Annotated in this window: 28 protein-coding genes; 11 read left to right on the top strand and 17 right to left on the bottom strand. The window is 60.4% G+C overall.

All coding sequences use genetic code 11. The features are described 5' to 3' along the window. Positions 1-59 precede the first annotated feature (59 nt). From AB8B33_RS12170 to AB8B33_RS12145, 6 genes are all read left to right on the top strand, one after another. The gene (locus AB8B33_RS12170; protein ID WP_439015562.1) at positions 60-353 is read left to right on the top strand and encodes a hypothetical protein; all 294 of its coding nucleotides are present in this window, start codon (positions 60-62) and stop codon (positions 351-353) included. A 425-nt stretch (positions 354-778) separates the two neighbouring features. Next, positions 779-2251, top strand: a complete 1473-nt coding sequence (locus tag AB8B33_RS12165; RefSeq protein WP_439015560.1) for a calcium-binding protein — start codon at positions 779-781, stop codon at positions 2249-2251. Between the two features lie 316 nt (positions 2252-2567). Further along, the gene (locus AB8B33_RS12160; protein ID WP_439015559.1) at positions 2568-4046 is read left to right on the top strand and encodes a calcium-binding protein; all 1479 of its coding nucleotides are present in this window, start codon (positions 2568-2570) and stop codon (positions 4044-4046) included. 152 nt (positions 4047-4198) lie between these two features. Then, positions 4199-4462, top strand: coding sequence for a DUF982 domain-containing protein (locus tag AB8B33_RS12155; protein WP_439015558.1), 264 nt, complete (start codon positions 4199-4201; stop codon positions 4460-4462). Positions 4463-4671: 209 nt separating this feature from the next. Then, positions 4672-4893 carry a hypothetical protein gene (locus AB8B33_RS12150; protein WP_439015557.1) on the top strand — a complete coding sequence of 74 codons (222 nt, stop codon included), beginning with the start codon at positions 4672-4674 and terminating at the stop codon, positions 4891-4893. Between the two features lie 1280 nt (positions 4894-6173). Continuing rightward, positions 6174-6503, top strand: a complete 330-nt coding sequence (locus AB8B33_RS12145) for a hypothetical protein (protein ID WP_439015556.1) — start codon at positions 6174-6176, stop codon at positions 6501-6503. A 584-nt stretch (positions 6504-7087) separates the two neighbouring features. Here the strand turns inward: AB8B33_RS12145 and AB8B33_RS12140 are convergent. The 8 genes from AB8B33_RS12140 to AB8B33_RS12105 form a co-directional block, all read right to left on the bottom strand. After that, positions 7088-8356 (bottom strand): SGNH/GDSL hydrolase family protein, encoded by a 1269-nt coding sequence (locus AB8B33_RS12140; RefSeq protein WP_439015555.1) that lies wholly within the window; start codon positions 8354-8356, stop codon positions 7088-7090. Between the two features lie 75 nt (positions 8357-8431). Further along, entirely contained in the window at positions 8432-8734 is a 303-nt protein-coding gene (locus tag AB8B33_RS12135) for a hypothetical protein (protein WP_439015554.1), read from the bottom strand. Then, positions 8727-9137 carry a Bbp16 family capsid cement protein gene (locus AB8B33_RS12130; RefSeq protein ID WP_439015553.1) on the bottom strand — a complete coding sequence of 137 codons (411 nt, stop codon included), beginning with the start codon at positions 9135-9137 and terminating at the stop codon, positions 8727-8729. The genes AB8B33_RS12135 and AB8B33_RS12130 overlap by 8 nt, the downstream gene beginning before the upstream one ends. Before the next feature lie 63 nt (positions 9138-9200). Next, complete coding sequence (locus tag AB8B33_RS12125) at positions 9201-10235, bottom strand: major capsid protein (protein ID WP_439015552.1); 1035 nt, start codon at positions 10233-10235, stop codon at positions 9201-9203. A gap of 6 nt (positions 10236-10241) precedes the next feature. Further along, positions 10242-10952 (bottom strand): hypothetical protein, encoded by a 711-nt coding sequence (locus AB8B33_RS12120; RefSeq protein ID WP_439015551.1) that lies wholly within the window; start codon positions 10950-10952, stop codon positions 10242-10244. Continuing rightward, on the bottom strand, positions 10936-11289 hold the full coding sequence (locus AB8B33_RS12115) for a hypothetical protein (RefSeq protein WP_439015550.1): 354 nt from the start codon (positions 11287-11289) through the stop codon (positions 10936-10938). Before AB8B33_RS12115 ends, AB8B33_RS12120 begins: the two co-directional genes overlap by 17 nt. Continuing rightward, positions 11289-12974 (bottom strand): portal protein, encoded by a 1686-nt coding sequence (locus AB8B33_RS12110; RefSeq protein ID WP_439015549.1) that lies wholly within the window; start codon positions 12972-12974, stop codon positions 11289-11291. Before AB8B33_RS12110 ends, AB8B33_RS12115 begins: the two co-directional genes overlap by 1 nt. A 15-nt stretch (positions 12975-12989) precedes the next feature. Further along, the gene (locus tag AB8B33_RS12105; protein WP_439015548.1) at positions 12990-13229 is read right to left on the bottom strand and encodes a hypothetical protein; all 240 of its coding nucleotides are present in this window, start codon (positions 13227-13229) and stop codon (positions 12990-12992) included. 462 nt (positions 13230-13691) lie between these two features. On the opposite strand from AB8B33_RS12105, the gene AB8B33_RS12100 reads away from it, so the two are divergent. After that, positions 13692-14531 carry a DUF535 family protein gene (locus AB8B33_RS12100; protein ID WP_439015547.1) on the top strand — a complete coding sequence of 280 codons (840 nt, stop codon included), beginning with the start codon at positions 13692-13694 and terminating at the stop codon, positions 14529-14531. Between the two features lie 123 nt (positions 14532-14654). Here the strand turns inward: AB8B33_RS12100 and AB8B33_RS12095 are convergent, their stop codons facing one another. Both AB8B33_RS12095 and AB8B33_RS12090 read right to left on the bottom strand, forming a co-directional pair. Next, the gene (locus AB8B33_RS12095) at positions 14655-15824 is read right to left on the bottom strand and encodes an ATP-binding protein (protein ID WP_439015546.1); all 1170 of its coding nucleotides are present in this window, start codon (positions 15822-15824) and stop codon (positions 14655-14657) included. Next, the gene (locus AB8B33_RS12090; protein WP_439017244.1) at positions 15821-16513 is read right to left on the bottom strand and encodes a response regulator; all 693 of its coding nucleotides are present in this window, start codon (positions 16511-16513) and stop codon (positions 15821-15823) included. The genes AB8B33_RS12095 and AB8B33_RS12090 overlap by 4 nt, the downstream gene beginning before the upstream one ends. 307 nt (positions 16514-16820) lie before the next feature. On the opposite strand from AB8B33_RS12090, the gene AB8B33_RS12085 reads away from it, so the two are divergent. Both AB8B33_RS12085 and AB8B33_RS12080 read left to right on the top strand, forming a co-directional pair. Then, complete coding sequence (locus AB8B33_RS12085) at positions 16821-17561, top strand: phosphatase PAP2 family protein (protein WP_439015545.1); 741 nt, start codon at positions 16821-16823, stop codon at positions 17559-17561. A 102-nt stretch (positions 17562-17663) separates the two neighbouring features. After that, positions 17664-18083 (top strand): nuclear transport factor 2 family protein, encoded by a 420-nt coding sequence (locus AB8B33_RS12080; protein ID WP_439015544.1) that lies wholly within the window; start codon positions 17664-17666, stop codon positions 18081-18083. Positions 18084-18107: 24 nt separating this feature from the next. On the opposite strand, the gene AB8B33_RS12075 is transcribed toward AB8B33_RS12080, so the two are convergent. Further along, positions 18108-18428 carry a cupredoxin domain-containing protein gene (locus AB8B33_RS12075; RefSeq protein ID WP_439015543.1) on the bottom strand — a complete coding sequence of 107 codons (321 nt, stop codon included), beginning with the start codon at positions 18426-18428 and terminating at the stop codon, positions 18108-18110. After that, the gene (locus AB8B33_RS12070) at positions 18425-18946 is read right to left on the bottom strand and encodes a DUF4142 domain-containing protein (protein WP_439015542.1); all 522 of its coding nucleotides are present in this window, start codon (positions 18944-18946) and stop codon (positions 18425-18427) included. Before AB8B33_RS12070 ends, AB8B33_RS12075 begins: the two co-directional genes overlap by 4 nt. A 169-nt stretch (positions 18947-19115) precedes the next feature. Between AB8B33_RS12070 and AB8B33_RS12065 the strand changes: the two genes are divergently transcribed. Continuing rightward, positions 19116-19796, top strand: coding sequence for an RNA polymerase sigma factor (locus tag AB8B33_RS12065; protein WP_439015541.1), 681 nt, complete (start codon positions 19116-19118; stop codon positions 19794-19796). Positions 19797-19801: 5 nt separating this feature from the next. Here AB8B33_RS12065 and AB8B33_RS12060 read toward each other — a convergent pair whose 3' ends face one another. Next, positions 19802-19924 carry a hypothetical protein gene (locus AB8B33_RS12060; RefSeq protein WP_310386355.1) on the bottom strand — a complete coding sequence of 41 codons (123 nt, stop codon included), beginning with the start codon at positions 19922-19924 and terminating at the stop codon, positions 19802-19804. 194 nt (positions 19925-20118) lie between these two features. Between AB8B33_RS12060 and AB8B33_RS12055 the strand changes: the two genes are divergently transcribed. After that, the gene (locus AB8B33_RS12055) at positions 20119-20322 is read left to right on the top strand and encodes a hypothetical protein (RefSeq protein WP_439015540.1); all 204 of its coding nucleotides are present in this window, start codon (positions 20119-20121) and stop codon (positions 20320-20322) included. A 6-nt stretch (positions 20323-20328) separates the two neighbouring features. On the opposite strand, the gene AB8B33_RS12050 is transcribed toward AB8B33_RS12055, so the two are convergent. The 4 genes from AB8B33_RS12050 to AB8B33_RS12035 all read right to left on the bottom strand — a co-directional run bounded on the left by AB8B33_RS12050 (position 20329) and on the right by AB8B33_RS12035 (position 23645). Beyond that, a complete protein-coding gene (locus AB8B33_RS12050) occupies positions 20329-21195 on the bottom strand; it encodes a LysR family transcriptional regulator (RefSeq protein WP_439015539.1) in 867 nt (288 codons plus the stop codon). A gap of 250 nt (positions 21196-21445) precedes the next feature. Next, complete coding sequence (locus AB8B33_RS12045; RefSeq protein ID WP_439015538.1) at positions 21446-22333, bottom strand: alpha/beta fold hydrolase; 888 nt, start codon at positions 22331-22333, stop codon at positions 21446-21448. Between the two features lie 216 nt (positions 22334-22549). Next, complete coding sequence (locus AB8B33_RS12040; protein WP_439015537.1) at positions 22550-23338, bottom strand: potassium channel family protein; 789 nt, start codon at positions 23336-23338, stop codon at positions 22550-22552. Positions 23339-23420: 82 nt separating this feature from the next. Then, positions 23421-23645, bottom strand: coding sequence for a hypothetical protein (locus AB8B33_RS12035; protein WP_113325323.1), 225 nt, complete (start codon positions 23643-23645; stop codon positions 23421-23423). Between the last annotated feature and the right edge of the window lie 116 nt (positions 23646-23761).

Genomic DNA, 23761 nt, shown 5'->3' with positions numbered 1-23761 from the left:
TATCGCCTAAAGCGAGCAATAGTCTTTCACATCAGGAACAATTCTATTCGGATGTCACAATGACCTGGACTTCCTTTGAGTGTCACAAGGTGCGGAAGGTGAAGTACAATGAGAGCGACCGCACCCTTGAGATCCAATACGCCGATGGTGGCAGCGCCCAGGCAAGCGGCATCACGATATCCCGGTACGTACAACTGATGTCCACGCGACCCGAAGACCGGGACATCTTTTTCCAGAATATCATCGAGCCATATATCGTCGCGCGCAGGAAGCCACCCCCGTCTGGAGTCACGATCCTGAAGCTCATCGCCGCGGCGCTGTTGCTGGCCGCTTTTTTGTGGCTTCTTTTCTAGTTTGTCGACCACCTGATGATCGGAATTTGCGTCTTTCGGGCGCAATATTGCTGTATTTCGGCCCCGCGGGAAGCCGGTTGCCCTTCATTTTTGATGGGCGAGGTGGCGCCCTATAGTATCTATATATTTGTATTGTCTAAAATATTGCCGCGCTGCAACAGCGTTAGGTATTTGTTAACCAATGCTTTGACTTCTGGTTGCAGCCATGAAAGAAATCCCCCGTTCGCAGAATTTTTTGTGGGGTTTTTATGGGAACGATTATTCTTACTCAGACTGGAGAAGAATCCTTCGGTCAGTTTATCGACGGCACGACATTTACGGGTGGGTCTTCCAATACTTCGCTGGCGATAGGTTCTTTTGATACGTCTCTGGGGCTTACTCTCGGATCAGGACCCTGGTGGCTTTTTGAAAACAACAGAGCGAAAATGGGCGAGGCTTTCGACAACGGCCAAGCCTCCGATACACCGCTGAATGCCTATGTAACCGGCTCGATGGTTTTTGCCTTCGGGAGCAATGGCAATGATCACGTGGAAGTGTCGGATGCAATTTATGCGGCGATAGTGACGGGTGCGGGTGACGATTACATCAAGGCAAGTGGTTTTGCCGGATCCACATATTTGGACGCGGGCGCCGGCGCCGACACGATGGTTGGAGGGTCCGAGATCGACACATATGTCGTTGACGATGTCGGCGATCAGGTTATCGAGCTCGGCGGCAGCTTCCGTTTTGGAGACGCCGTTGTCACATCACTTTCGACCTACACCCTCGGAGCGAACATCGAAAACCTCTTTCTGACAGACGGAGATGCTTCGGGCTACGGCAACGAACTTGATAACAACATCACCGGAAGCTCGGGCAATAACGTCATCGACGGCCGCGCGGGCACCAACTATCTCTTCGGCGAGGAAGGCAATGACAAGTTCCTTGTCACAAGCGACTCCTCACGCAATTCCGTTTTCGGCGGCACCGGCGACGATATGCTTGTGTACAAGCAAGGTTTGGGCGGAGGAGAACTTCCTTGGGCAATCTCCCACGGCCAGTCAGCCATATTCGATGGTGAAGACGGCAACGACTCTGCCGGACTGGACTTCTCGCTTGCGCAGTCCGTTACCGCAACGGTGAACGGTAATACCGTCGTCTACGATATCCTCGGCGCCGACGGCTACCACTCCACCGTTTCGCTGACCTCGGTGGAGCGCGTGAACATCGTCGGTTCCGCCGCCGCCGATACCTTCTACGGCACGTCAGGCAATGACTGGATCGATGCAAGGGCCGGTGCGGACAAGATCTACGGCTCGGCAGGCGACGATGGCTACGTTTTCGACAATGCCGGTGACCGGGTTGTCGATGAGGTGGCAGGCGGCGGCACGGATACGATCTGGGCGACCGTCAGCGTTAATCTCAACGACAATGCCTTTGTCGAAAACCTGCGCATGAATGGCACCGCAAATATCAACGGCATCGGCAACGGTCTTGCCAACATGATCACCGGCAATGCTGGCAACAACGTCATCGCCGGCGGCTCAGGCAATGACAGCCTCTATGGCAAGGGCGGGGCGGATACGTTCCATTTCAATGAGATGGGTGCCGCCAACAAGGACTCGATCTGGGATTTCGATGCCAACGACAAGATCTCGCTCGGCGCTGCCTTCACTGGCCTCGATCTCGACAATAACGGCGTGGTGGATGCCGCGTCCTTTGAGATCGTCAGCAAGTGGGGTGCAGCCGGGACGAAGGCCGGTCCGGAGCTGATCTACAATGCCGCTTCCGGCATTCTCTCCTACGATGCCGATGGCGCCGGCACGGCCCATGCCGCACAGGACATCGCCTTCCTCGGCGTCAACAAGGCCTTCTTCGACCACAGCGACATCCTGATCAACAGCTCTCTGTTCGTCTGAAGGCGAGGTCCAAAACATGGGAAACGGCCGGTTTTGCCGGCCGTTTTTTGCGGACAATGGGTGTCAACGAGCGCTGCCAGCTCGACCAGGAGAGCGCCGATGTGATTTCGCGCTCGCAGAGTTTTTTTGAGGGATTTTCATGGGAACGATTATTCTTACGCAGACCAATGATGCGTACTTCGGTCAGTTTGTCGACAGCACTACATTTACGGGTGGATCTGTCGATACCTCCCTGGCAATAGGTTCTTTCGATACGTCCCTAGGGCTTACTCTCGGATCAGGGCCTTGGTCGTTGTATTTTAGCGGCGACAACACAATGAATCAGGCCTTCTTTGACGGCCAGCTATCTGATGCGCCGCTCAATACCCATGACGTTATTGCCGACCACCTCAGCATTTATGGAGGGAACGGCGATAATCATGTCGAAGTGACCTGGGCAAATTTCGCGAGCATCCTCACTGGTGCCGGCAATGACTACATCAAGGTCTATGACGGTCTTAACGCCTTCATCAATGGCGGCGCCGGCGCTGATATAATGATCGGCGGAACCGAGGCCGACACCTACGTCGTTGATGATGTCGGCGATCAGGTTATCGATCTTGGCATAGACTTTGGCTTAGGCGGTTACGATACCGTTAGTACAACGCTGCTAACCTACACACTTGGTACCAATATCGAGAACCTCAATCTGCTCGAGGGCAATGCTTCAGGCTACGGCAACGAACGCAATAATCGTATTTTTGGAAGCAATGGTAACAACATCCTCGACGGCTTCGCGGGCGACAACACGCTTGCCGGCGGAGGAGGCAACGACACATTCCTCGTCACGAGCGATCACTCCCGCAATCTCATCACCGGCGGCATTGGCGATGACATGCTGGTGTACAAGCAGGGCCTTGGGGGAGGAGAAGACCCTATGGCCTTCGTTCATGGTCAATCGGCCTATTTTGACGGCCAGAACGGCAACGACTCTGCCGCGCTCGACTTCTCCCTCGCCAAGCACATCACCGCAACTGCAACCGGCAGTATGGTGACCTACGACATCCTCGGCGCTGATGGCTACCATTCCATCGTCACGCTGGACTCGGTGGAGCGTGTGGTGATCACCGGTTCTGCGGATGACGACACGTTCTACGGCACGACCGGAGCCGACTGGATCGATGGGCGCGCCGGCGCCGATACGATGCGTGGCTCTAACGGCAATGACGGCTATGTCTTCGACAATGCCGGCGACCGGGTAGTCGGCGAAACGGTGATCGGCGGCACCGACACGATCTGGGCGACGGTCAGCGTCAACCTCAACAAGAATGCCTTTGTCGAACACCTGCGCATGAACGGCGCGGCAAACATCAACGGCATCGGCAATGGTCTCGCCAACATGATCACCGGCAATGCCGGCAACAACGTCATCGCCGGCGGTGCAGGCAATGACAGCCTCTATGGCAAGGGCGGCGCCGATACGTTCCATTTCAACGAGATGGGTGCCGCCAACAAGGATTCGATCTGGGATTTCGATGCCAACGACAAGATCTCGCTCGGTACCGCCTTCACCGGCCTCGATCTCGACAATAACGGCGTGGTGGATGCCGCATCCTTCGAGATCGTCAACAAGTGGGGTGCTGTCGGGACGAAGGCCGGTCCGGAGCTGATCTACAATGCCGCTTCCGGCATTCTCTCCTACGATGCCGATGGCGCAGGCACGGCCCATGCCGCACAGGACATCGCCTTCCTCGGCGTCAACAAGGCCTTCTTCGACCACAGCGACATCCTGATCAACAGCTCTCTGCTGGTCTGAAGACCGCAGTTACCGCCTCTAGAACGGCCGGCTTTCGCCGGCCGTTTTTCGTCATTCAGCCATGCGGCCAACGGCAATTGCCTAACCGCAGCGTGCAGCGGCATGACTTTTGCAAGGTTACCGATATGTTAGTTCGTCGGGAACCAAGCGTAATGAAATGGGACACTTCTGCATCGTTCGATCCGGTCATCCTTGTCTTCAAGGACGGGAACAGACGTTTGATTGTCCGGACGGTCGGGGAAGCTGCCAACGCGCTGATGAGGGAATGGCCATCCGACGATGGCGAGGAGTTCCTGTCTGCCGTGAAAGCCTGCCTGGACGTGATGACCGGTAAAGCCGGAGCCGACGAGCTCAGAGCGGCCATCATCCGGGCCGCAGACGAAGCTGGTGTTACAGCGCTTACCGTTCTTCATTGACCTCAAGGAACGCTGCGACGATTGACGAGCAGCGGCGATGAGGGTAGTGGACCCGCCGCCATGCTCAGCACTGACGAGGTGGTGATGGGGAGGCCTGGTCAGCACGAGGGGCCGGGCCTCTGCCTGCCCGTAAATTCTGGCGAAACACGCTTGAAAATCCGCCATCCGAAATTATCTCGAATCCCGATTTCCAATGATGGAGGGATCGAATGATTGAACGTCACATAAGAGGGCGCGATCAACCGATGACGTCGGATGATCTCGCCATTTGCCAGCGCGTGCTTGATGCCGTGCAGGCAGAATTTCAGCTTGACAGGGATGACGAGGAGACGGCGCGCATCGCCGCGATTACCATCGAGCTGTTCCGTGAGGGCGTGCACAATTTCGACCAGTTGAAGGTTTTGGTCTCTGCCGCCAGAGGCAAGGTCTGATCGGAACTTTTAGATATCGGGTCAGTTAAGGTGGCATGGACCACGCGGCGGGTGCACGTCCGCTTGACCCTTCAATAGCCTCGGCCGCGCTGTCTGACCTTTCCTCAAAAAACTTGCCCGCTTCGGCGGGCCTCTTTTTGCGATTTCTCCGTCGCCGCTTTTATTTGTCAGAGGGACGTCGTTTTCAAAAACAGTCCCGATTAAACGCACAAGGGCGTCGAAATCAGAGCAAAGGTATCGTTACAGAGAGGACAGCAACGAGCGATGCGACGAGAACGGATGTCTCGATCATGAATACGACTATCTGCCTTGTAGACATTTCAGGAAAAAGCGATTTCATGATTTTACCTCTATTAAAATATTATTCTATCAACTGTCATCGTATCATCAAATTGCACGAATAGTTTTTTATTTTCGAATTTTCTAAAGTTTTTGCGTCTCGCGGTTCGCCACATCGAATCTCACCCGCTTTACCGGTTCGGATGTGCGGTCGTGCAGGAGGGTCGGGCGCGGCGTGTGGGACTTTAGTCCGATTGAAGACCGCGATCTGCCTCCTAATTTCTGTTCGGCTGATGCCTCCAGAGTCAGCACGAAAAGGGTGTCTCTTTCCTGACCCCGAGCACCCTTTTCAACTCTTTCTCCTGGGAAGTTCGCCAACACCCTTTGGCGGGCTTCGTTTTGGGGTGGCGGGTCAGGCCGCCAGTTCCGAGACAGCTCTCGGACTGCCGATCTTGCGGATGATCGGCGCCCCGATTTTAGCGACCCCGGTGCCGCACGTGTTGCAGAGGTGTCTTGGGATCAGCAGGTTGTCGAGGCGGATGTTCGTCATCGTCAGCCTAGGCGGAGGCCAGAGTTTCGAGCCGCGGATATGGAAGGTATGGGACCTTAGTCCGATGGCAGACCGCACGCATTGCGCTAATTTCTTTACTGCTGGCGCCTTCAGAGTCGGCAAGAAAAGGGTGTCTTTCCCTGACCGGGAGGCACCCTTTTCAATGGACCGCAGAACCAGATGCCTTCATCCACCGTCGGCCTCTCGCTAGCCTGTACTGCATTCGATACTACCTGCCGCGCCTCCGTGATCTTCGACGGAGGGATCAATCAAACTTAGCGTCATCCTACTGGATAGAGGCGTCCCACTTATGAGGTTGGGGCTGGTGGTATTTAACCTTACCGGTTGACCTTGATCTGATTTTCTCTCGGCCTTGTTGCATTGCGCGATTTACGTGCAATTTCCAGCCTGATACCGCTCCCTTCGGGTTGAGCTTCCGGGGTCGGGTGGAATGGGCATCGAGCAGCTGTTTGAAGAAACGCAGCAGGTTTACGACATAGACGAGTTGATACAGACCGTTGCTGTGAACAAAGGCAACGTTTCCGGTATCGTCAGCTCAAAGGACAAGGTCGTCAAAGAAGCGATTTCGCCTCGGGGCGTAGACGCCCGGGAAGGCGATGGTTGGTCCATGAGAGATGAGATCCATCCGACACCACGTTCCCGCCTGACGGCGGGCCTGCAGCCGAGCATTCGCCGGCCCTCTGCCGCACCCGTTGCATTGCGCGTGGCAACGGCTCTCATTGCGAGGCTCTTCGGCAAGAAGGTCCTCGCTAGCAGATGAGGGTAGCGGATGCCGCAACCGATCGCCTGATGTCGGTGAAACGGCTGTTTCTGGCTTTGGCTACTTGCCGCATGAGCGATGCGCTGGCCGGAGGCATCGAATTAGTCGGCGTCGGACTTTGGTCCGATTGCAGACTACGGTCTGTCCGCTAATTTCTTTCCTGCTGGCGCCTTCAGAGTCGGCAAGAAAAGGGTGTCTTTCCCTGACCGGGAGGCACCCTTTTCCACGCGGGGTCGCCACATCAGACCTTGGTCCCTGTTTTCCGTAGTAACTGCTGTCATATTTCACTCCCACCTAGGGGGAGAATGAATGAGCCATGTTCTGGTGGATCTTGTACGCCTACTTGTCCTTGCAGGCCTTCATTTTAGCAGGGATATTGCTCTTGTTGCTGAGGGACAAACTGAAGGCATCCAGGACACCCGCTTCAGATACGGCGGGGGTCAGGCCGCCAGCTTCCATGCGGCCCGAGGATCAGCAGCAAGCTTACGAATGATCGGCGCGCCGATCTTGGCAACCCCCCGTGCCTCCCGTATTGCAGAGGTGCCGCAGGACCAGCAAATTATCGAGCCGGATGTTCGTCATCGTCAGCCCGGTCGGGAGCCAGAGTTTCGAGCCGCAGATGAGCGAGCGGTTGCGCCCGCCGATGTAGTTACCCGTCGTCCAGCCGCCGCCACTTCCTTGCTGCCGACATAGGTCGAGGTGCCGGTTCCGCGAACCAGGCGCATGCCGGTGGCGACATCGCCGGTGACGTTTGTCTTGGTGCCGGTGATCCCCGGCGTGCCCTTGGGCGGGAAGATGTTGTAGGCGGCAAGCGGATCGAGCGAGCGCGTTTCCCCGGCCGAAACCATGCCCTGCAGGATCGGCAGGAGGATGTCTGATCGTTTTGCCATCAGGTCGGGCTTGGGGTGAAGTCCATCGACAAACATGGCAGGCGAGATGCCGGAGGCGGGGCCATCGAGCGCAAGCGTGTTGCAGAGCATGACGCCTTCGCGGCCCGCCTGCGCGACGATCCACGCATTGACGCCGTCAAGGATGCCGGGCCATGCCGGATCGTCGGTGCCGGGCTGATCGTCGAGCGTGTTTGTCCAGCTCAGTGTCTGCAGGATCACGTAGATGCCGGCATCGACGATGCGCTGCACTTGGGTGTCGAGGTCGGCAACGATCTGAGTAAGCGTCCTGTTTCGGACGATATCGTTATAGCCGATGTCGATATAGACGATGTCCGGCTTCTGGCCGAGAGCGTAGGCGGTGCGGGCCAGCGTGCCGGGGAATTGCGCTTCCAGGCCGGGAACGGGGAAAAGGCAATCGCCTGATTTTCCGCCCATGGCGCCGGAGAAGGCCGCAAAGGAACTCGGCGTGAAGAACGGATGGTTGAGTTCGGCGAAAATGTCGAGGTTGAAGCGGCCATCGGCTGCCTTGATCCATGAGAGGACGGTGCGGCCATTCTCATAGAAACCGGTATGGCCATTCGTCGCCGTCTGTCCTGCGGTATAGGTCTGCGCGGCACCGAGGCCGATGAAGCTGTGGCCGAGGCCCATGATCTTTGCGCCTGTCGCCAGAGGCAGGGCGGGAAGCGGCACCACGATATCTGCGCCCTTCACGGGAACGACCGGCGCGTTGCCGTAGAGGCTGCGCCCATCTGATATCCTGACGGCGCCGAACACGGGCAGGTCGTTATAGATGGTCGCGCCATCGCTGATGATGTCGATGCCGAGGACGGGCTTGTTATCGGTAAACAGGGTGGAGCCGCCCACATCGCGGATGCCGATGACAGGGCGGTTGTTGAACATGCGCGTGCCGTCGGGAACGATCACGACGCCCTGGACGCGCTGCATATTATAGAGTTTCGCCATTGGCGCCTTGCCTTCGCTCGGAGAGAAAAAAAGAGCGGCCGAAGCCGCCCTAGGTGGCCTGTCGATCAGCTTGTGTCAGTCGCCAGGCTGGGAGGAGTTCTGGATTTCCGGCGCCACCCAGTCCGGGGCGGGGCCGCCAAGGGCTTCCTGCACGCCGTTGCCGATTGGCTCGGGAGGCGTGGCGGGCTTGGCTGGCTTTGCGGCCGGCTTTTTCTCGGCCGGCTCCGCTTCCGCCCTGGCGCCGGATCGGGCAAGCCGCACCCATTTCGGGCGGTGCTTTTCGTCCTTCCAAAGCGCGTCCGGCAGAGCGAAGCGCTCGCCGGGCTCGCGTCTGGCGCCGCCGAAATAGCCGCGCTCGATGGCGATCACATCAACCATGCGAGGGAACCCCAGCGGTGAAGCCGGCGGTGATCTTGCCCGTGGTCGGCGCAGTACCCGTCACCGTGTAGAGCAGGCGCAGGTAAAGCTCATCCGTGCCACGCGGAATGTGGCTCGGCGGGATGATCTTGCCGGCCTTGAGGTCGGCCAGCGTGAGCGTGGTTGATATGACCGCCTTCGGCGAGGGGAAGGCCTCGTTGTCGTCGGTCTGGATGGTGACGGCGAGCGACGTCAGGTTGTTGAAGCTTTCCACCACCTGCATGAGGAAGGGGATCGGTTCGCCCTTGCCGATATCGCGGGTCAGACCCGTCCTGATCGGGCCGAGATTGATGACATTGGTGCTGGGGCCGGTTGCGGTGATAACCTGCGCGTCCGAAAGCAGCGTCTGCCGGTCGAAAATCATGAGAAGTGCCTTTCGTTAAAGAGAAGCGCCCGCCGCCCGATGACGGCGGGCTGATGGAGACGATCAGGCGAGCGCCGGAACGGCGGCTTCGGTGTTGAGAATGGCGTCCGTCTCGCGGATCGGGATGCCGCGATAGAACTTCACTTCCTGGCCCTCGACGAACTGCGTGGTCAGGTGCACGGTGTTCTGCCGGTCGGAGGTCAGCGCCCGGTCGGTGGACTGGACGTCGAGCACTTCGAGCACATCCTTGTTCATGTAGATGGCGATGCGGCTCGCCTTGGCATTCAGCCGGCGGGACTGCAGGCGGTAGTAGCCCTTGCGCATCAGCGCCCAGAGATCGACGGTGCCTGATATCATGTCGGAGACGTCGATATTGGCGACGCGGGCATTATAGCGCCAGTCCTTGACGGCCGCGCCCAGATGCCAGGTGTAGAGCGTCTCCTTGGCATAGTAGGGGTCGCCATTGGCATCGAGCACGCGCTGCTCGCCCTTGTCGTCGATCTTCACACCGGCCTTCGTGCCCTTGGGGTAGAGAAGGTGGGTGGCGTGGTCGCCCCAGGTGACGAACCAGATCGAGGTATTGTCGGCACCCGTGCCGCCGCCATGGACGACCTGGTTGGCGATGTTCGGCTGCGCGACATTCGGCAGGTTGGGGTTGTAGGCGGAGTAGCGGGCAGACAGGCCCTTGAACTTCTCCGGGGTCGTTGCCGTATCATGGTAGAAGAGGCCGGAGGCCATTTCCTGGCTCAGGGACTCGATGAAGGGCATGGTATCGACGAGGCGGGCCTTGGCCTTGTCAGGTGCCAGATCGAGCAGGCGCATGTCGATTTCGGAGCGGGCATGCACGAAGCCGGTCGTGTCGTCCACCTGCTGCATCGTCGCCTTGGACTGCTTGATGCCCTGGTAGAGGCGGCCCCAGGAGACCGAGGGCAGGCCGGTGCGCACCATATGGCGGTGCACGGCGTCCATGTTGCATTCGACGGCCATCGCGTCGTCGAGGATCGGGTTCTGCTGGGAGAGAAGCTCGATGACGGCGCCTTCGGCAGAGCCTTTGAATGCGTCAACGAGGTTGGGGTAGTAGCTGCCAATGGTGGCCATGTCTTATCAGCCCTTCGGTGCGTCTTTGGGAAACATCAGGTGCGCGGTTTCGGCTTTTCGGCCGTTTCCGCCCGCGCCGCCATTCGGTGGGTTGTCCTCCTGGATCATCGATCCGACCTTTGCGAAAATTCTGATCATTTCGGGGTGGTTGCCGCCACCGCTGGTATTCAGGTACTCGCGCAGCGCCGGGGTGCCGAGGCGGGAGAGCGCGCGCTGGGCCGAGCCCACGGTGCCGCCCCATTTTGCGCCGCCGATCTCGCGGTCCCGGCGGGCCTCGTCGGCCCAGCCCTGAACGCGGCCGGCCCAGGCTTCGGATGCCGCCTTGCCACGCCGGCCCTGGATCTCGATGAAGCGGTCGGCCAGCTGCTGCGCCTGGCGGTTTGTGAGGCCGAGATCGTGGAAATCGGGGCCGAGCGCGTCGATCAGCTCCTGATCCACCTCGATGCCTTCGGGCATGGTCAACGTGTAGCGGCCATCGTCGGGCACGCGGTCGGCTGGATCGTCGCCGCTATCATCGGGCTTGCCGGCGTCGCGGTCTTCGGTTTCGGCGTGGTCATCGCCACCGGTGTCACCATCCGGTGATGGCATATCATCGGGAAAGAGAATGGTTTCCGGTGCAGCACCTTCACTGCTGCTGCCACTGCCACCGCCGCCGCTATTTGGGCCTTCGGCGCTCATCGCGATTTCCGGCCTGCCGATCTTAAGCATCGCTGTCATGGTCTTCGCCTTCCTCACTTGCGGCGCGGCTTGCCGCCGCTGCCTTGTCATTTGCCTTGAGATCCGCGATCGCCAGCAGCAGGCGCGGGTAGAGCGTCGGGTCGATGCGGTCGAGCTCGGCGATCAGCCTCCGGCCGGCGCCCTGCTTGCCCAGCGTGTAATGCGTGGCGTTGACGAGTTCCCCTGCGTAAGCCTCCTGGTAGATCGCGCACTGTTCCAGCATCCAGAACAGCACGCGGTTGCCGGATGCGGTGGCGAAGACCTCGCGGAACGCCGCGGTGATCTCATCCCGCTCGACGTTGTGGGGCAGAGACGGTTGATCCTTAAAATGATCCATCAGGCGAGGCCCAGCTGGCGCAGAAGCGCTGATCCATTCGGGTTGTCATTGGCATCGGCCAGTACCTGTGCGGCCTTGGCGCCCTGATTGAGGGCAGGCGCCACCTGCGAGGCCATCTGGGCGGTCTGCGCCGCCTGCATTTGCTGGGCCCGCTGCGCGCGGATATCCTCCACCTTGTCATCGGCCAGGATCATCGAGGGTGGGGCGCCGATCGCATCGAAATAGAGGTCGATCGCCTCGTCGACATCGAGTTTATCAAGCGCTTCGGGCTTCACCGCCGAGACCTGACCCATGAAGGCGACGCCGCGCTCGATCGCACCTGTCGCAACCGCCTGCTGCGCCTGGGCGAGCGTCGAAATATATTCCACCTTCAGCTCCATGCCCTGCAGCTCCGGCGGGGGCGGGGGCAGCTCGTCGCGGGCGGCGAGGATGTCGAAAGTGCGGTCGATCGTCGGCCCCAGCTGGTCGCCGAAGACGTTTTCCAGCACGGGGCCGAGCTGCAGGAGCTGCTCTTCCTTGCGCTGGGTCAGCTCGAACTGGTTGCGCGGCTGCACACCTTCCATATTGGTGATCGCGAAGAAGAGATCGGCAAAGAAGGTCTTCTCGATGCGGTTCTGCACTTCCTGAATATCTTCGCGCAGCTCCATCAGGCTGAGGTTCACCTCCATGGCCGGGCGGAAACCCTTGCCGGTCGGGTCATCCACGTAGTTGACCGCGCCCGGCAGCAGCGAAGCGGGGCTGTTCTGCATCGAGGTCGGCGCGTTCATCGGCGGGCGCACCTTCTTGTCGATGCCCTCGAGCTTTCGCGTCTGCTCCAGCTGCAGCATCCTGATGTCGCCGAGCGCCTTCTGGCCGAGAGACAGCGCATAGTGATCGTCTTCGGAAAGCTCCCAGGCGGGTGCGATGATCGGGTTGGAATCGAAGCCGCTTTCTTCCAACAATTCGCTCCCGATCTCGTCGATCCAGTAATTGGAGAGAAAGGGCTTGTTGCGCTTGTCGATCAGTCTGGGGTCGCGGTCGTAGCGCGGCTCGATGGCGTGGTAGACATCGAAGCATTCGCCATATTTCGACGTGTCATAGAGGCTCTGCAGCCGTTCCGGCACATTGTCGTAACCGAAGCGCTCGATGATGCGCTGCACGGAACAGCGGAAGGTGCGGTAGAGCGTGGTCGCCTTGCCCTTGTGATCCCTCGCGATCCAGAAGCGGCCATGCACCAACTGCTGCACGCGGATGACAGTCTCCTCGTCTTCCACGAGGATCGCCACCGATTGGCCGAACTGGCCGAGATCGCCATAGCCGATATGGAAGGCGCGATAGAGATTGGAGGCGGCAAAGACCTCGCGCATCTTGTCCTGCACGGCGGCGAGATAGACTTTGACGGAATCCCGCTTCTTCAGATCCGGATCGAAGGTCGTCAGCCGGAACCAGGGCCGCGCCGGTGAGGTCAGCCCCGAATGCATGCCCGATTTCAGCGTCTCATAGGCATGGGTGCCGGTACTGTCGATGATCTTGTCACGCGAGCGCGGGCCTTCCCGGCCGGAATGAAGCCTGAGCCGCGTCGGCTCGATATGCTCTGCCAGCGCCCGCCACTCGGCCTCCCATGGCTGGCGAACCTCCTTCAGCTCATTCAGCCGGCGGCGGTGATAGGCGATCTGCGTCTCGTTATCGCGACGATGATTTTCCATTGATGCTATCCGCCCTTATTGCCCGAGCAGCGTCTTCTTGAGCGCATTGCCCGAGAGCGCCGGCGACTGCGTATCGGCAAGCGGCGGCGCGCCCGAAGGCGAGGTGAGGATGGTGGACGGCGCACCCTTCACCTTTTCGGAGGCGCGGCGTGCGGCAGCGGACTGGGCCGCGGCATAATCAGGCGTCTTCTGCTGGGCGTATTCGGGTGGCGCCTGCGGCGGCTCGGCTTTCGGCGGCGAGGAGAACATGCACATGAGGGGCATCCGATCGTGAGGGGTGAGCGGTTGGACCGGGTGGAGGAGGGGTGGTGGCCTCCAGCCGGTTCGGCATTGTGGAGGCAGCGTTACGGGTGAAAGGTTGTGGGGGTGTCACACGGCACAAGGCCGGGACTGTCATGGATTCCGTGCGTGAGGCCATGATTGTGAAACGGCACCAAAGTCGAGCCTGGCGGGCTCCGCGGTATGCCATTGAGAATAGAAAGATGATGCTGATGTCCGAGGGGATCTGATCCGCAGTTCCCCCCGCGATGACCACGGTTTCTTGCCACGATCTTGATAGTTCCGCCGCAGATGGTTGGCCGCAACCATACTCGTCGGGCTTAAAATATGATCCAGAATGAATTGATCACTGCAGCGGCAAAAGGCGAGATTTCCGCCACTCCTCGTCGGTACTCAGCGCCCGAAATTACTGATGAACCACGGCAGTTCCGATTTCTCTTGCTCTGGAGAATACTGACTTTCGTTCTGCGGGCCCGTTGGAAGCGTGGCGTTCTGTTCTGGTTTCGCTTTGCCGCCCATCCGATCCTGACTATCAGCTGGTGGCGCTTCCTCGCGGGTTTTGCCGCAGCACGAGGGTTTCCGGCCCCGCATGACGCGTTGCTGCAGAAGCCATTGTCGAAATTCCTGGTTTACGGAATGCACAATTCCGGGCGGCTTGCACGTCTCGTTGACCATTTCCTTGTTGCGGAAAAGATCCTGGCCAGGGAAACCATGATGAGGCTGTGGCAGGGGGAACGGCTGGACATGGGCGTCGTGAACGGCCGCAATGAGGCCTATACGTGCCGCATCGCACTGGCCGATCTTTGTGGCGGACGTCACGAGGGTGCCTTCGCCATCGAGCTCGTCCGTATGCGCGACAAGGCTCTCCTGTGCACAGGCAGGTTCACATTCCTTCGCCAGGGGTCTCAGGGCGGCTACACCTTTGTCATCGGCAGCATGCAGGGGCCCCGCAATGGAAAGCGGCTGATCGTCGAGGCGACCCGCGATCTCCTGGGAATTCGCCCGAAGGAGGCGATCCTGATCCTGCTGCAGGGGCTGACCGTCGAAGGCGGTATGCCGCATTTCCTGGCCGTGTCGCGGGCCAGGCAGCCGATCCAGTACCGCCGCCGCAAACGGCGGTCCATGATGCTGTCGGCGATCGATGCGTTCTGGGCCGAGCGCTCTGCCGATCCTGAAGAGACCTATGGGTTCAGGGTGCCTAATTCCGCAACCGGCGGAACGGACAGGCGCAGCCGGAGCAAATCGCGTTTCCACACGATCGGCGAACTGTTCCATTGAGCATGCCCCGCCTGGGGCGCGGTGGGTGCAATGGCAACTTTGCCGGCCATGATCTCAGGCCGGGGGAGATCTTGCAGGAAGGCTATCAGCGACCATTCTAAATGGCGGTCGGGTCTTTGCGCGTTATGCCGGACGCAGGTGGATTGCGACCATCGCGCCACCGCCTTCCCGGTTGGCGAATTCAAGATGCCCGCCATGGGCAACCGCGATGGCCTGCACCACCGATAGTCCCAGTCCTGTGCCGCCCGTTGCACGAGATCGGGAGGGATCACCTCGCCAGAAGGGGTTCGTGGCCACGGCATCCAGCCCTTGCGGAAATCCGGGACCTCGATCCAGAAAGCGGATGACGACGCTCTCATCCGGGAATTGCTCTGTTTCGCACCGCAGCCAATTGCCGTCTGCCGCGTAGCGGCTGGCATTTTCCAGAAGCGCCAGCACGGCCTGGCGAATACGCGGCGAGTCCACCGATATAAAGGCGGGCTGCAGACCGGTTTCGAGCGTCAGCGTGCTGGTCTCCAGCATGGGTTTGGCCGATGTCAGCACCGCTTCTACCACCTGCGACACGTCGGTCCGTTCACGCTCCATGACGAGTTTCTGGCCGATCGCCAGCGACAGGGTGCGCAGATCTTCAACAATTCTCCCGAGACCTTCCACCTGAACCAGGAGATCGGAGATCATCTTCCGGTCCATTGGAAAGACGCCGTCGAGCATGCCCTGCAATGAACCCCGCAGGATCGTCAGTGGCGTACGCAATTCGTGCGCGACCGCCATGTTGTTGAAGCGCAGCCTTTTTTCCATGCTGTCGAGGCTGGCTGAGAGCGCATTGAAAGTATCCAGAAGACTGGAGACCTCTCGGGTGGTGTGGCGCGAGGCAGCGACGCTCACTGAGAAGTCGCCGGATTTCAGGCCTTCGGCAGCAGATGTGAGTTCTGCGAGAGGCCTTGCGATCTGTCGCGCCAGGAATATCCCGATAATGGCGCAGACAAGGGCCGAAAGCAGGCCGCAGGTCAGAATCAGGATCTGGAGCTGGAAATCTGTCTGTTCTTCCTGCAGCCCATTGAGGTTAGCGAGGAGGAGCTTGAGCGAATCCTGGTCGGGGACGACGCCATTGTCCAGATCGCGATAAGCAGCCGCGGCTCTCGGCGGCAGGTTTTCAATGATGCTTTCCTCGAGATAGGTGGAATACCAGATGGCCCCGAGATAGGTCATGCCGACGCTGAGAAGCAGCATCACTCCGATGATGACAGCGGTGACCGTCGCAAGCGGCAGCGAGGGGAGCCTGAATATCTTCATCTCGGATCCGAAAAACGATAGCCAATTCCCCTTACGGCAGGAAAGAAGCCGTTCTGCCCCATATCTTCCAGTTTGCGCCGAAGGTTGGAAATATGCGTGTCGACAGTGCGCACCAGAGCGTCGCTTTCCGGCAGGCAGGCGTCGAGAATATCGGCGCGCGCGAAAGCCTGGGTCGGATGGCGTATCATATAGGCGAGAATTCGAAATTCACTGAGCGTCAGGGATAGATGCGTGCGGCACTCGTCCCTGGTGACAAACGCCGTGTAGCTGGTGAAATCGACCTCTATAGTCCCAAACCGCTTGATGACGTTGGCATGTTCTCCCCGCGTCCGGCGCAAGACGGCTTTGACCCGGGCAACTACCTCCTGCGGGTTGAACGGTTTCACCACATAGTCATCGGCGCCAAGACGCAGGCCGCTCAATCGGTCGATGTCATCGGCAATAGCCGTCACCATGATCACCGGCGTTGATCCTGTCTGACGCAGGCGCGCGAGCACGTCGAAACCGTCGAGTTTCGGCAGGCGCACGTCAAGCAGCACAAGATCGGGTTTCAGATGGGCATGATGTTGAAGCGCTATTTCGCCGTCGCCGGCGCGAACGGTACGGAACCCGTCACGCAACAAATAGGCTTCCAATATCTGCGCGATTGCCGGTTCATCCTCAACGATCAGAACGAGACTGTTATCCACCCCAATGCCCTGCAGTTGTTCAATTGTCTTTGCCGGCTTTGCCGCCGGGCGCCCACTATCGCGGACAAGCGAGATTTCTGCAATTTGCAAGCGCGCTTTCAGCAGCCGGGCAACCTCTTCTCAACAGCGCCTTGATCCCTTCCTCGCCATTTCTTGACAATTCGAAACCAGCTTGCCGCCCGACTAGAGCGCCGTGCGTCCGTTCGGACGCACAAAGGACGCTCTAACCCTTTGATTTGACGCATCAGCCGTTCCGAAAATCGATTCCGATTTTCGGGCCGATGCTGTAGCATTCGGAGATACCGGCTTGCGAAAATTTGTGTTCGATGACTGGAATTCTGCCTCCAGCGGCGTGACCTTGCCGGCAACGCCATCCACGGCGGACCGGGCGATTGCCGCGATCGGTACGTCGATCGTGTGGGTCAGTTTCGTCTTTGTTGCCTTTCCCAATCTCGATCTCATGGTCTCGCGCTGGTTTGTCAGCGGGGGGATCTTCATTCTGGCCGACGATCCGTTCTTGCGTGAGGTAAGGGATATCAGCCGCCTCGCACAGCCCTATCTTATCGGCTCGATGATCGTGTTGATCGCGCTGCAACGGCTCCCGTCGGGACGCATGCGGTTCTGCTCGCCGCACAAACCCTTGTTCGTCCTCCTGAGCTTTGCCGCAGGCCCGCTCCTCACGGTCCAAACGCTCAAGGTTCTCATCGGGCGTGTACGGCCTCGCGAGCTTGTCGAGTTCGGTGGGACCATGGATTTTACGCCGGTGTGGCAGGTTTCCGCCGCGTGCAGCCGCAACTGCTCCTTCCCTTCCGGCGAGGCTTCCGCAGCTGCGGCATCACTGTCGCTGCTGGTTCTGGTGCCCGCCAGGTTCAGGTGGGCGGCCGCGATAGTGCTGGTGCCTTGCCTGCTGTTTGTGGCGTTCAATCGCGTGATTTTTGGCGCTCATTTCCTTTCGGACGTCGTGCTGGGCTGGCTGCTGACGATGTTCGCCATGGCCTGGGTCTGGCGCTGGATGGATGCATATGCAGTTTCAAAGCTTTGGCGGTGAGGGGATTGATCTCTGCCGCAAGCAAATATCCCGCTATTTCAGCACCAGCTAACTCATGCTATCAATCCGTGCATCCCGCGACCATCCTGGGGGAGACGCGCCATGAACAAACAGCAAATCGCAGCCCTCTTCGCCCATCTGGAACAGGGCGACGGCGCCGCCTTCTTCGCTAAGGTGGCCGAAGACGTCGACTGGACGGTCATGGGCACGCACCCGCTCGCCGGCCACTACCATTCCAAACAGGAATTCCTCGCCGGCACCTTCGCCAAGCTGCACAAGGTGCTGCCCGACGGCACGCAGCTTTCCACGGAGAATATCCTCATCGACGGCGACTGGGCGATCGTCGAACTGCGCTCCATGGCGACCGCCCGCGACGGCATGCGCTTCGACAACCGCTATTGCTGGCTCTGCCGCTTCTCGGGCGGGACGATCGTGGAAGTGCGCGCCTATCTCGACAGCTGGCTGGTCGGCGAGCTTTTCCGGCGCAACCCGATCGGTGCGAGGGGTTCGGCTGTCGTTTGAGGGGCGAGGGCGTTCCATCCGCCCCTATGGAGCCACCTCGATCCGCCCCTTCATATTGGGATGATAGCGGCAGTCATAATCAAACGCGCCGTCGCTCTTGACGACTGTCGACCCCGACTTGCCCGCCGGGATCACCACGTCGAAACTCCCTTTGGATGTTGCGGTGTGATCCATCACATCCTTATTGCGCCAGAGGATCGTATCGCCCGGCCGCGCCTTGACCACCGCGGGCCTGAACTCCAGCTTTTCGATCGTGACCTCGATCGTGGCGGCGCTTGCGGCCGTCCCGCAAAGGGAAAGGCCGGCCGCAAGGCAGAGTCTCGGCAGAATGGCCAAGACCGTCATTTCAGCATCGAGGCAACATGCTCGGCATGCTGCTCATGGCCTTCGAAGAGCTTGAGCCCGGTTTCGAGCAGGGCCTTCAGGTCAGGGTTCTGGGCTGCCGGTATCAGTCCTGTCTTCAGCGCCTCGTTGACCTGCTTGTGGTAGGCCACTTCATTATCGACATAGGCCTTGTCGAAGGCGGCACCCTTGAGCTTGGAGAGTTTCTGCCGCTCCTTTTCGGCCGCCGATGTCAGCGATTTGCTGGTATCATTGTCCTCGGGCGTCACCTTGAGCTTCTTGACGAGATCGAGCGCCTGCTTGTTGACGGCCTCGTGGTCGCGGATCATATCGTTGGCGAAGGCGACGACTTCCTTGTTTTTGGATTTCTCGACCGCCTGCTTGGCCGCCGCGATGTCGATGACGCCGGCCGTGTAGGCGATATGGGCGATCTGCGGATCGGTGGGTGCTGCGCCGGCGGCAAAAGCCGCGGGGGCGGAGAGCGCGAAAGCCGAGAGCGCGGCGATAAGGTGTTTCTGCATCTGGTCCTCCATCCGGCTGATACCGCCGGTCAATGTTTCCTACGCAGGATTGGATGCCGGCATCGGGCAGACGTTCCCGAAAAGATTTTTCCGGATGTGGGGAACCTTTATCCTGCCCCGGCATCCAATGCGAAAAAGGCCCGCATCTAATGCGAAAAAGGATTGAGCCATGGCGCAGCAGGTGGAAAGAGCGGCAGCAGAGAGAAGCGACCCGGAGCTGGTGGCGATGGCGCTGGCGCGCAATCCCGAGGGTTTCCGGGCTATCATGCGGCGCTATAACCGCCGGCTGTTCCGCATTGCCCGCGGCATCCTGCGCGATGATGCGATGGCGGAGGATGCCCTGCAGGATGCCTATCTCAAGGCCTTCCGCCACCTTGGTGATTTCCAGGGCGCCAGCGCCTTTTCCACCTGGCTCACGCGTATCGTCATGAACGAGGCGCTCGGCAGGCTTCGCAAAGCGAGCCGCACGCCCGAAGTACCCGTTGATACCGCCCGGATGCAAAGCCGCATCCTCGATTTTCCCACCGGTTCGCCCATCGACAATCCCGAGACCACCATGGCGCAGCGACAGATCCTGAAACTCGTGGAAGAGGCGACCGACAGCCTGCCGGAAGAATTCCGCCTCGTCTTCATCGCCCGAGTGATCGAGGAGATGAGCGTCGAGGAGACCGCCGAACTGCTCTCCCTCAAGCCCGAAACCGTGCGCAGCCGGCTGCACCGGGCGCGCGCGCTGCTGCGCCGCCAGCTCGACGAGCTGATCGGCCCGATCGCGCTCGATGCGTTTCCCTTTGCCGGCTGGAAATGCGACCGGCTGACCGAGCGGGTGATGGGCAAGCTGATGGGGCGGTGAGGGTGCTATTTCGGCTCGGGCTGCTGGATGACCGCCGGCGGCTTATCGCTCTGGCCGCTACCGCCGAACATCTGCACGCCCAATATGCCGACGACGGATGTGATCATCAGCGCCAGGATTAACATCATCAATAGTCTCATGGGCCTGCCTGATCCGGTGATTGTTGCCCGGATAACATCGGAGGGGCGGAGTTCGTTCCCGTTTGGGGCTTTGAGGGCGCCAGGTATTATGCCGTTTCAATCTGTGCGGTAGGTCCTGACAAACGCTCTTCGCCTCCGAACTTTCTGCGATCCGCCGCGTTCCGGATCAAAGGAGGCAATCAATGTCCCAACGGAAATTCAGGAAACTCACCCACCGCCTTCTCGGCCGGTTCGATGAGGTTCAGAATCTGCTCGACAAGATCGAAGGCAGCGCCATGAAGCTGCAGACGGCCTGTGACGAGGATGCTGAAGGCGAGGTCGTCACGCACCCTGCCGTGCATCTGCCGCAATGGCCGCGGCATGGGGCGGCTCCAGCCGCCCTGTAGCGCGCCTCAAACGCGGGCAGACTTGCCGGCAAACAGGTCCGCATGCGCGGCAAAAAGCGCGCTTAGCCTGTCGATCACCATGCGCACTTCCGGCCGCTGGCGCTCGTCTTCGTGCACGGTGATCCAGATGTCATAGGTCAGGCTGTCGATGACAGGCCCGGCGCGGACCAGACCGGGTTCGGCATCGCCCATGAAGCAGGGCAGCAGGCCGCGGCCGGCGCCGCCGCGGATGAGGTGGAGCAGCATCAGCGGCGTATTCGTCCAGCTGGTGATCCAGTGGTCGGGCTGCTCGAAGGTCCATTTGTCGGCAGGTGTCACCGCAATCTCCGTTCCTAGCGAGATCCAGTTGTGATTGGCGGCGCTGAAGGTGCTGGCCTGATAGGCTGCGTGGGCAACGGAGACGGAGCGGCGCGTGGCGAAATTGCCGCGCTCGGGTCGCCTCTGCATGATGGCCAGATGCGCCTCGCGATAGGTCAGGTCGAGGCCGGTATCGAGCGCCTTGTAACACATGCGGAACCTGTCTTCCGGCTGCCAGACGGCGGGCAGGTGGCCGGCGATGAACCATAACATCCAGGCATCCGCACCCGTCGAGACGATCGGCAGGGTCAGCACGTCGCCGCGCCAGTCGGCGATCGCCTCGGCTGCCTCCTGCATGACCAGAACGCGCTCGAACAGTGTCTCCCCATCCTTGGCCAGCAGATAGCCGGTCGGGCCGCGCCGGAAGAGCGTGCGCCCGGTCGCCCGCTCCAGCGCCAGCATCCGCCTGCCGATGGTGGGCGCGCTGAGGCCCGTGCGGGCGGCAGCACCCGTCAGGCCGCCCGATGTCGCGACATGGAAGAAGAGCTGCAGGTCATCCCAGCTTGCCTCTTTCATCCGTGAAAACCCCCTTTTATCCGCGCGTCTACCTTTGCCGGGGCCGGCGCCTTAGCTCAGTTGGATCAGTCATAAATGGAGGCAGGATCATGCTTCTCAACTGGATCATGCTCGCAAACGAGCTTCACAGGAAAAGCCGCCAGCAGAGACAAGACCCGCTCGCCGATCCGCTCGACGCGCCCGAATGGGATGGCCTGCGATGGGCCTTGCCGCTTTTAAGCCGGATGGCGCGAAGACAATACAAGGACGGTCAGGCGCCTGCGCCGAAGAACCGGGTGAAATGCGCAATGACGGCGTCGGGCGCTTCCTCGGGAATGAAGTGACCGCAGGGCAGGGCTTCGCCCTCGACCCGCTCCGCCCAGCTTCGCCAGGGCTCGAGACCATCCTTGCCTTTCAGCGTGCCGCGTTCGCCCCAGAGCATCAAGAGCGGCATGTCGAGTTTGCGGCCGCGATCCTGCTCGTCAAGTTCGCGGTCGATCGTCCAGCCGGCACGATAATCTTCGGCCCAGGCATGAACGCTTCCGGGGTCGCTGGCGCAGGCGACATAATCGGCCATGTTCTCCTTCGGAAAGGCAAAACCCTGAGCCGACTGATGCGAGAGGATGTAGCGGATGAACCACTCCGGATCGGCGCCAACAAGCTTCTCCGCCAGCCCGTCCGGCTGTGCCAGCATTGACCAGTGCCAGGCGGAGACGGCCTCCCTGGCGCCCATCCGCGCCCACATATCGGCCGTCGGGATCACGTCGAGGCTCGCCAAGCGGGTAACCGCCTCGGGGTGGTCAAAGGCGAGGCGATAGGCGACGCGCGCGCCGCGATCGTGGGCGCCGACGGCAAAGCGCTCGAAGCCGAGTGCGCGCATGGTTGCGATCTGGTCACGGGCCATGGCGCGCTTGGAATGGGTCTGATGATCGGCGCGGCCCTCGGGCTTGTCGCTCCGGCCATAGCCGCGCAGATCGGGCACGACGACCGTGAAGTGTCTGGCCAGATCAGGTGCGACGCGCGACCAGCACATGCGGGTCTGCGGCCAGCCGTGCAGGAGGAGGAGTGGTGGGCCATCGCCGGCAACGAGCGCGTCGATCTCGACGCCGTCGCCCGGGAGGCTGTGGCGCTGGAAGCCTTCGATGATGCCGGTGGACATGGTGTTCTTTCCTCGGTTGCGGGGAGAACTCTTGCGGGTGGGGTTTGATTCAAGCGCTAGCTAGGCTGCAAGCGGATGACGTCAAGTTACAAGGGCGCGCCCCGGCACGCCGTTTCAGATATGCTCAGCCACCCTCCTGCCGCCTTCTCCGCCAGCAGACCCCGATCTCCGTCATCAGCTGCACATGGGCCGGCGACGAGGCGCGGGCAACCATGCTCACGCGCCTTCGTCGGGAATGTTGAGAACTTCGCCGCAGGCCTTGCAGTGAACGGCATCGGCGTCATGGCGCTGCAGGCCGCAGCGGTGGCAGGGAAAGGTCACCTTGTGCGGCCGCACCACCGCCTGCGCCAGCCGGACGAAGAGCGAGATGCCGACAATCATGGTGACGACCGAGGTGAGCTTGCCGAGCGTGCCGGGCAGTGTGATGTCGCCGAAGCCCGTCGTGGTGACGGTTGCGACGGTGAAATAGAGCGCATCGACGAAACCTTCGCCTCCCTCCAGGTTATAGAAGAAGGATGTGTAGACGAAGCCGGTGACGAGGAAGAGGAAGACCACGAAATTGATGACCGCCCGGACAACATCGATCCGGTCGACACAGCCCATCCGGCGCAGCGCCACCCTCAGCAGCGGGCTGCGGCCGATCGTCCAGAGCCGCATAACCCGCAGGAAGGCGAAGTTGAAGAGCGCGAAGGGAAAGAGAAGCGTCGCCAGTACCACGAAATCGATCCAGGTCATCGGCCGCAGGATCCAGGTGCGCAGCGACGGAGCGGCAATGGCGCGCGCCGCCATCTCGGCGGCGATCCACAATGCAATCGCGTAATCGATGACGAGATAGGTGGGCGCGGCGCGGAAATAGGGGCCGAGCACGAAGAAGACGAGAATGGCGATATCGATGACGGTAAAGAGGAACTGCACGGCAAGCGCCTTCTGGCCTTCGCCCCGCTCTATCCGCTGAAGTGTGAGGCGCAGCCCCTTGCTGCGTGACGTTTCGCCGAAGATGCCCATGCCGGCGAGATAGCTCGCGGATCGCGTGTATCAATGGCTCGCCGGAGCCGATTTGCCGCCTCGCGAAATTCTTCCGGATCGGTCAGTCCGCCCGCTGCTTGCCACGGGCCTTCTTCCTGACCTTGCGCAGCTCGTCCCTGTCGATGAAATGGTCGGTGACACCGGCTTCCTTGTCGGGGTGGGAGATTTCCACGTCCAGTTCTTCCGGCAGGTCAAGCGCCTGCCTGGTATTCATGATGCCGAGCGGCACGCGGCCGTCCACGGTCCTGGCGGCGACTTCGACGAGCGGTTTTGTCTTGTGGGCCATGAAGCGCTCCTTTCTCTTGAAGCCCAACGCGGGGCGGACTCGCCTGTTCCATCGAGGCTGAGAATTGCGGGCAGGCATCATGGCGCCCCGTTTCGGAACAAACAGCATTTGCCGGC

It is taken from the genome of Rhizobium sp. 768_B6_N1_8 (assembly GCF_051811225.1).
Taxonomy (GTDB): domain Bacteria; phylum Pseudomonadota; class Alphaproteobacteria; order Rhizobiales; family Rhizobiaceae; genus Rhizobium.
Note: the sequence above shows the minus strand (reverse complement) of the source record. Positions and strands in the feature narration are given on the sequence as shown.

Bases quoted from the DNA above. Each gene is read 5' to 3' on its own strand.
- AB8B33_RS12170 (WP_439015562.1), top strand. From the start codon at position 60: ATGACCTGGACTTCCTTTGAGTGTCACAAGGTGCGGAAGGTGAAGTAC.
- AB8B33_RS12165 (WP_439015560.1), top strand. From the start codon at position 779: ATGGGCGAGGCTTTCGACAACGGCCAAGCCTCCGATACACCGCTGAAT.
- AB8B33_RS12160 (WP_439015559.1), top strand. From the start codon at position 2,568: ATGAATCAGGCCTTCTTTGACGGCCAGCTATCTGATGCGCCGCTCAAT.
- AB8B33_RS12155 (WP_439015558.1), top strand. From the start codon at position 4,199: ATGAAATGGGACACTTCTGCATCGTTCGATCCGGTCATCCTTGTCTTC.
- AB8B33_RS12150 (WP_439015557.1), top strand. From the start codon at position 4,672: ATGATTGAACGTCACATAAGAGGGCGCGATCAACCGATGACGTCGGAT.
- AB8B33_RS12145 (WP_439015556.1), top strand. From the start codon at position 6,174: ATGGGCATCGAGCAGCTGTTTGAAGAAACGCAGCAGGTTTACGACATA.
- AB8B33_RS12140 (WP_439015555.1), bottom strand. From the start codon at position 8,356: ATGGCGAAACTCTATAATATGCAGCGCGTCCAGGGCGTCGTGATCGTT.
- AB8B33_RS12135 (WP_439015554.1), bottom strand. From the start codon at position 8,734: ATGGTTGATGTGATCGCCATCGAGCGCGGCTATTTCGGCGGCGCCAGA.
- AB8B33_RS12130 (WP_439015553.1), bottom strand. From the start codon at position 9,137: ATGATTTTCGACCGGCAGACGCTGCTTTCGGACGCGCAGGTTATCACC.
- AB8B33_RS12125 (WP_439015552.1), bottom strand. From the start codon at position 10,235: ATGGCCACCATTGGCAGCTACTACCCCAACCTCGTTGACGCATTCAAA.
- AB8B33_RS12120 (WP_439015551.1), bottom strand. From the start codon at position 10,952: ATGACAGCGATGCTTAAGATCGGCAGGCCGGAAATCGCGATGAGCGCC.
- AB8B33_RS12115 (WP_439015550.1), bottom strand. From the start codon at position 11,289: ATGGATCATTTTAAGGATCAACCGTCTCTGCCCCACAACGTCGAGCGG.
- AB8B33_RS12110 (WP_439015549.1), bottom strand. From the start codon at position 12,974: ATGGAAAATCATCGTCGCGATAACGAGACGCAGATCGCCTATCACCGC.
- AB8B33_RS12105 (WP_439015548.1), bottom strand. From the start codon at position 13,229: ATGTGCATGTTCTCCTCGCCGCCGAAAGCCGAGCCGCCGCAGGCGCCA.
- AB8B33_RS12095 (WP_439015546.1), bottom strand. From the start codon at position 15,824: ATGAAGATATTCAGGCTCCCCTCGCTGCCGCTTGCGACGGTCACCGCT.
- AB8B33_RS12080 (WP_439015544.1), top strand. From the start codon at position 17,664: ATGAACAAACAGCAAATCGCAGCCCTCTTCGCCCATCTGGAACAGGGC.
- AB8B33_RS12075 (WP_439015543.1), bottom strand. From the start codon at position 18,428: ATGACGGTCTTGGCCATTCTGCCGAGACTCTGCCTTGCGGCCGGCCTT.
- AB8B33_RS12070 (WP_439015542.1), bottom strand. From the start codon at position 18,946: ATGCAGAAACACCTTATCGCCGCGCTCTCGGCTTTCGCGCTCTCCGCC.
- AB8B33_RS12065 (WP_439015541.1), top strand. From the start codon at position 19,116: ATGGCGCAGCAGGTGGAAAGAGCGGCAGCAGAGAGAAGCGACCCGGAG.
- AB8B33_RS12060 (WP_310386355.1), bottom strand. From the start codon at position 19,924: ATGATGTTAATCCTGGCGCTGATGATCACATCCGTCGTCGGCATATTG.
- AB8B33_RS12055 (WP_439015540.1), top strand. From the start codon at position 20,119: ATGTCCCAACGGAAATTCAGGAAACTCACCCACCGCCTTCTCGGCCGG.
- AB8B33_RS12050 (WP_439015539.1), bottom strand. From the start codon at position 21,195: ATGAAAGAGGCAAGCTGGGATGACCTGCAGCTCTTCTTCCATGTCGCG.
- AB8B33_RS12045 (WP_439015538.1), bottom strand. From the start codon at position 22,333: ATGTCCACCGGCATCATCGAAGGCTTCCAGCGCCACAGCCTCCCGGGC.
- AB8B33_RS12040 (WP_439015537.1), bottom strand. From the start codon at position 23,338: ATGGGCATCTTCGGCGAAACGTCACGCAGCAAGGGGCTGCGCCTCACA.
- AB8B33_RS12035 (WP_113325323.1), bottom strand. From the start codon at position 23,645: ATGGCCCACAAGACAAAACCGCTCGTCGAAGTCGCCGCCAGGACCGTG.